This is a genomic window from Mycoplasma anseris ATCC 49234, from assembly GCF_000702805.1.
GTDB lineage: Bacteria > Bacillota_I > Bacilli_A > Mycoplasmatales > Metamycoplasmataceae > Metamycoplasma > Metamycoplasma anseris.
Genome location: NZ_JNJX01000017.1, coordinates 1 through 4,779, shown reverse-complemented (window position 1 = coordinate 4,779; position 4,779 = coordinate 1). Strand labels below are relative to the sequence as shown.

The following is a 4,779-nucleotide window of genomic DNA, read 5'->3' as shown; positions in this document are numbered from 1 at the left end:
GCCCATAATGTAAAGAAAATCATATGCTTCTTTACTAAGTGCAAAAATACTATCTGGATGTTCTTCTGCATATGTAGCTGCCCTTACAACGTTTGACAACTTACTCATATCACATTTGTTAACCATAATAGCTCCAAGAATTATAAGAATAATAATTGGAATTATACCAGTAATAAAACCTAGTAAAGTTCTGTCTAATTTTTTCATTTTTGTTAATCTACCTTTCTTTATTTTTGAGACACATTTTAATTATAAAAAAAAAAAAAAACGAACAAAATTGTTCATTTTCCTAACATTTTATATCAAAATATCAAAAATATCTTCACCAGTTTCAACAATTGGAACTTCAAAATTTCTTGCAACAATGTTTCCAGCAGTTCCAAGTCCTTTTAATTCTCCTAATACTTTTGGAGATTTAAATGATTTAGAAAATACAGTTAAAGGCAAAGCTTCTCTAGTGTGATCTGAACCAGGCATTGTGGGATCGTTTCCATGATCTGAAGTCATAATCAATAAATCGTCTTCACGCATTGCATTAATCAATTTAGTTAATTTAATATCTAATCTGGAAATGTTTTCACTATATCCAATTGGGTTTCTTCTATGACCATAATGACTATCAAATTGAACTAGGTTAACAAAAACAAATTGATTAGTTGAATTTGACGAAGCAATATCAATGGCAACATCCATATTTTCATCATCGCTAGCTGGTCCATAAACTTTGTCTATTCCTACGCCAGTAAAAATATCATTTATTTTTCCAACCGCAACTACTTCAACACCTTTAGCTTGTAAGTCTTCTAAAATAATATGACCAGTTGGTTTGTTTGCATGGTCATGACGGTTAAATGTTCTTGTAAATTTGCCATCAGCTTCTTTTATAAAAGGTCTTGAAATAATTCTTGCAACATTTCATTCTGGTCTTGAAGAACAAATTTCTCTTGCCTTTTTAGCATATTCATTTAATTTGTCTAGTCCCAAAGTTTCTTCATCGCCACAAATTTGTAATGTAGAATCTGGAGAAGTATAAATAATCATGTCACCATTTTTGATATGTTGATCCCCTAATTCAGCTAAAATAACAGTTCCAGAAGCTGCTCTATTACCAATAATTTTTCTTCCATCTCAAGCTTTTGAAAGTTCGTTTACTAATTCTTCTGGGAAACCATTTTCAATAAATTGTGGGTTAGGAACTTTTGTATAAATTCCCATCATTTCTCAATGTCCAGTTAAAGTATCTTTTCCATTTGACATTTCATGGATTTTACCAACGTATGCTAGTGGGTGTTTATTTCTAGCAACATGTCCTTCCATTTTGGCCACCTCAGTAATTCCCAACTTTCTTCATGTTGGTATTTGTAATGGTAGTACTTGTGAGGCATGATAAAAACTATTAGCCCCTTTATCATTAAATTCTTCTTGACGAGGTTCAGGGCCAATTCCTAAACCATCAGTTACAATAAAAAATACCCGATTAAATTTTGGCATATTTTCCTTTCTTAACATATTGAACATTATTCAATATTAGTCGTTTTTACAACTAAATTATATTAGAAAACCATTGGAATATAACTATTTATTGTAAATTAACTATAAACAAGAATGCTGTAATATGTTATCATTTTTATAATTAAAAGAGGTGTTTTGTGAATAAACAGAAAATTGGAATAATTACTTCAGGTGGCGATGCTCCTGGAATGAATGCTTATTTATATTTTTTCTTAAAGCAAGCAATGCTGTACAATGTTGAATATGTATTATTTGAAGATGCTTTTTTGGGTTTGGTTGAAGATAGAAAAACTACTTTAGACGAAAGGTTTTTTGAAACTTTGTTGTATCAATCAGGTTCAATTATAAAAACCAAGAGATTTCCTGAATTTAAACAAATGGAAAATGTATTCAAAGCCAAAACAGTTTTATTAAAAAATGAAATTGATTTATTAATTGTTATTGGTGGAAATGGTAGTTTAAATGGGGCAAAGGCACTGACTAAAGTTGGCGTTAAAACAATTTTTATCCCAGCAACTATTGATAATGATGTTCCTAATTGTGAATATTCATTAGGTTATGATAGCGCTTTAAATTCAATTAATGAAGAATGTCAAAAACTAATTGCATCAACTACATCACATGGCAATATTTTATTAGTCGAATTAATGGGAAGAGGTAAAAACCATTTAATTTATCCTAGTGCTATCAATATTGGGGCTAATTTTATTGTTTCAAGAAATCAAAGACCAACCATATTTTCATTAATTGAAGTAATAAATACATTAAAAGAAAATGGAAGAAAACAAATTACCATTGTTATCCCTGAAACAACTTTTAAATCAATCAAAAAGGTGGCAAAGAAAATTAAAAAGCAAACAAAATATGACATAAAAACAAGCATTTTAGGTCATACTCAAAGAGGAGCTAATCCAACTAATTTTGACAAAAATTTAGCTTATAACCTAGTTCAAGAGGCTTTTAGTTGTATAAATAATAATATTTATAATGTTGGCCTTATAATATATAACAATAAGATAAATTGTTTTTCTTTCAATGAAATTAAAAAGATTAAAACAAGGGAAAAGAATTTGGAACAGGAAATTCTAAATTACAATCAAAAGCAATTGAAAATTAAGTGATAAAGGAGATAAAAATATGATGAAATTCAATGAAAAACACACTAAGATCGTTGCTACAATTGGTCCTTCTTCAAACAATTATCAGACAATGAAGGAATTAATTTTAGCAGGAGTAAACACTATTAGAGTTAATTTTTCTCATGGAGATGAGGAAATTCATACAACAAACTTCAACTTAGCAAGACAAATTTCTAAAGAGTTAGACATTCCCATTTCATTACTTTTAGATACTAAAGGCCCTGAAATTAGAATTGGTAAAATGAAGGATGATCAACAAATGTTGTACAAAGGCTCATTGGTAACTATAAATACTGATGAAGAATCATATAAGAATTTATTAGGTGATTCAAAAACAATTTCTGTGTCTTACCGTATGGACAAAGATTTAAAAACAGGAAATCAAGTTTTATTGGATGATGGTAAATTAACAACTATTGTTAAAGAAGTAAAACCGATGAGAATCATTGTTGAAGTTCAAAATGATCATCTATTAAAAACTAACAAAAGAGTTAACATTCCTGGTGTTGATTTCTCTATGCCATTTATGAGCCAAAAAGATAGAGATGACATTATTTGAGGAGCTAAATTTAAGGTGGATTATATTGCTGCATCATTTGTGAATTCAGCTAAAAATGTTAATGAAATTCGTGATTTATTAAAAGAACATGGTGGAGAAAAAATTCAAATTTGTTCAAAGATCGAATCAATGACTGCAATTAAAAATATTGATGAAATTATTGAGGCAAGTGATTCAATCATGATTGCTAGAGGGGATTTAGGTTTAGAAATTCCTTATTATGAAGTGCCTTATTGAGAAAAACAAATTATTAGAAAATGTCGAAATGTTGGTAAAGAGGTTATTGTTGCTACCCAAATGTTGGATTCAATGGAAAAAACCCCAATGCCAACTAGAGCTGAAGTAACTGATGTTTATTATGCTGTTGAATTAGGAGCAGATGCTACTATGCTTTCTGGAGAAACAGCTAGCGGTCAATATCCAGTAGAAGCAGTAAAAACTATGGCAACTATTGTTAAGTATGCTGAAAAAGAATATTATAATGAAGTTTATTATGCAACACAAATTGAAAAAGTAGCAAAAGATGAAAATTCAAGAATGCTAATTGCATATGAAGTAGCAAAAAAATTACAATCAGGTGAATATAAATATGCTGTTGTATGTAGCCATTCAGGTCAATTATTAAAAGAAATAGCTAAATACCGTCCAAATGCTTACATTGTTGGTTTAGTAAGCAATGATGAATTAGTTTGAAGATTTGGAATTACTGCTGGAGTTTATTGTGAAAAACACTCACAGGCAGTGATGAAGGTGGTAAAAGATAATCACAATAATGCAAGAAAAGCTTTAGAACATTTTAATGTTAAAAAGGGTGATAAATTCTTAGTTGTTGATAAAATGAATTTCACAGAACATGAATATTAACAACCATTTCAAAAATCGCATTTTGCGATTTTTTTATTATTCGGACACGTTATAATAGAACATTATGAAAAAAATTAGGTTATTTGAAAGGTTTGCTGGGATTGGAAGCCAAAGAAAAGCTTTAAAAAATATTGCTAAAAATGAATATGAAGTTATATCACTAGGTTCAGTTGATTTTTATATTGACGCCATCATTTCTTATATGATTATTCATCATGGTTATTTAAAAAAAGAAACAAAACTAAGTCGTGTTGAAATGATTCAAAAATTAAGTCAATATTGCTTTAGTAGTGATAGTAAAAAAGTAGTTAATATGAACTATTTTTCAAGAATGAACCAAGAAAAATTACAAATCATTTTCCCTTATTTATATGCTTATGTAAATAATGAATATTTCATCAATGTATATCATGTTAACGAGAGAGAGAGAGAGAGAGAGAGAGCTACACCGACATTCGCAAATTCAATAATTTGCCTAAAAACATTGACATTCTAACTTATTCTTTTCCTTGTCAAGATTTATCACAGCAAGGCAAACAAAAAGGAATTAATAAAGAAACAAGAAGTGGATTACTTTATGAAATTGAAAGAATTTTAAAAGCAAATGTAAATAATTTACCCAAATGTTTAGTATTAGAAAATGTTAAGGCATTAACTACCCAAAAATTTATTAATGATTTTAATCAATGAATAAAAGTATTAGAT

The 4,779-nt window shown here is 28.9% G+C and carries 5 protein-coding genes; 4 read left to right on the top strand and 1 reads right to left on the bottom strand.

The window, feature by feature from the left end:
* Positions 1-297 precede the first annotated feature (297 nt).
* Complete coding sequence (locus tag T401_RS07305; protein WP_033179052.1) at positions 298-1,491, bottom strand: phosphopentomutase; 1,194 nt, start codon at positions 1,489-1,491, stop codon at positions 298-300.
* A 158-nt stretch (positions 1,492-1,649) separates the two neighbouring features.
* Here T401_RS07305 and T401_RS0103230 point away from each other — a divergent pair, with 158 nt between their 5' ends.
* From T401_RS0103230 to T401_RS03390, 4 genes are all read left to right on the top strand, one after another.
* The gene (locus T401_RS0103230) at positions 1,650-2,636 is read left to right on the top strand and encodes a 6-phosphofructokinase (RefSeq protein ID WP_033179051.1); all 987 of its coding nucleotides are present in this window, start codon (positions 1,650-1,652) and stop codon (positions 2,634-2,636) included.
* 16 nt (positions 2,637-2,652) lie between these two features.
* Positions 2,653-4,074 carry a pyruvate kinase gene (gene pyk / locus T401_RS07300; RefSeq protein ID WP_033179054.1) on the top strand — a complete coding sequence of 474 codons (1,422 nt, stop codon included), beginning with the start codon at positions 2,653-2,655 and terminating at the stop codon, positions 4,072-4,074.
* Positions 4,075-4,138: 64 nt separating this feature from the next.
* Positions 4,139-4,570 (top strand): DNA (cytosine-5-)-methyltransferase N-terminal subunit, encoded by a 432-nt coding sequence (dcm_N, locus tag T401_RS03310; RefSeq protein WP_052169681.1) that lies wholly within the window; start codon positions 4,139-4,141, stop codon positions 4,568-4,570.
* Positions 4,546-4,779 (top strand): DNA cytosine methyltransferase (locus T401_RS03390; RefSeq protein WP_211246857.1); only part of this gene is annotated, 234 nt, incomplete at its 3' end. The genes dcm_N and T401_RS03390, both read left to right, overlap by 25 nt.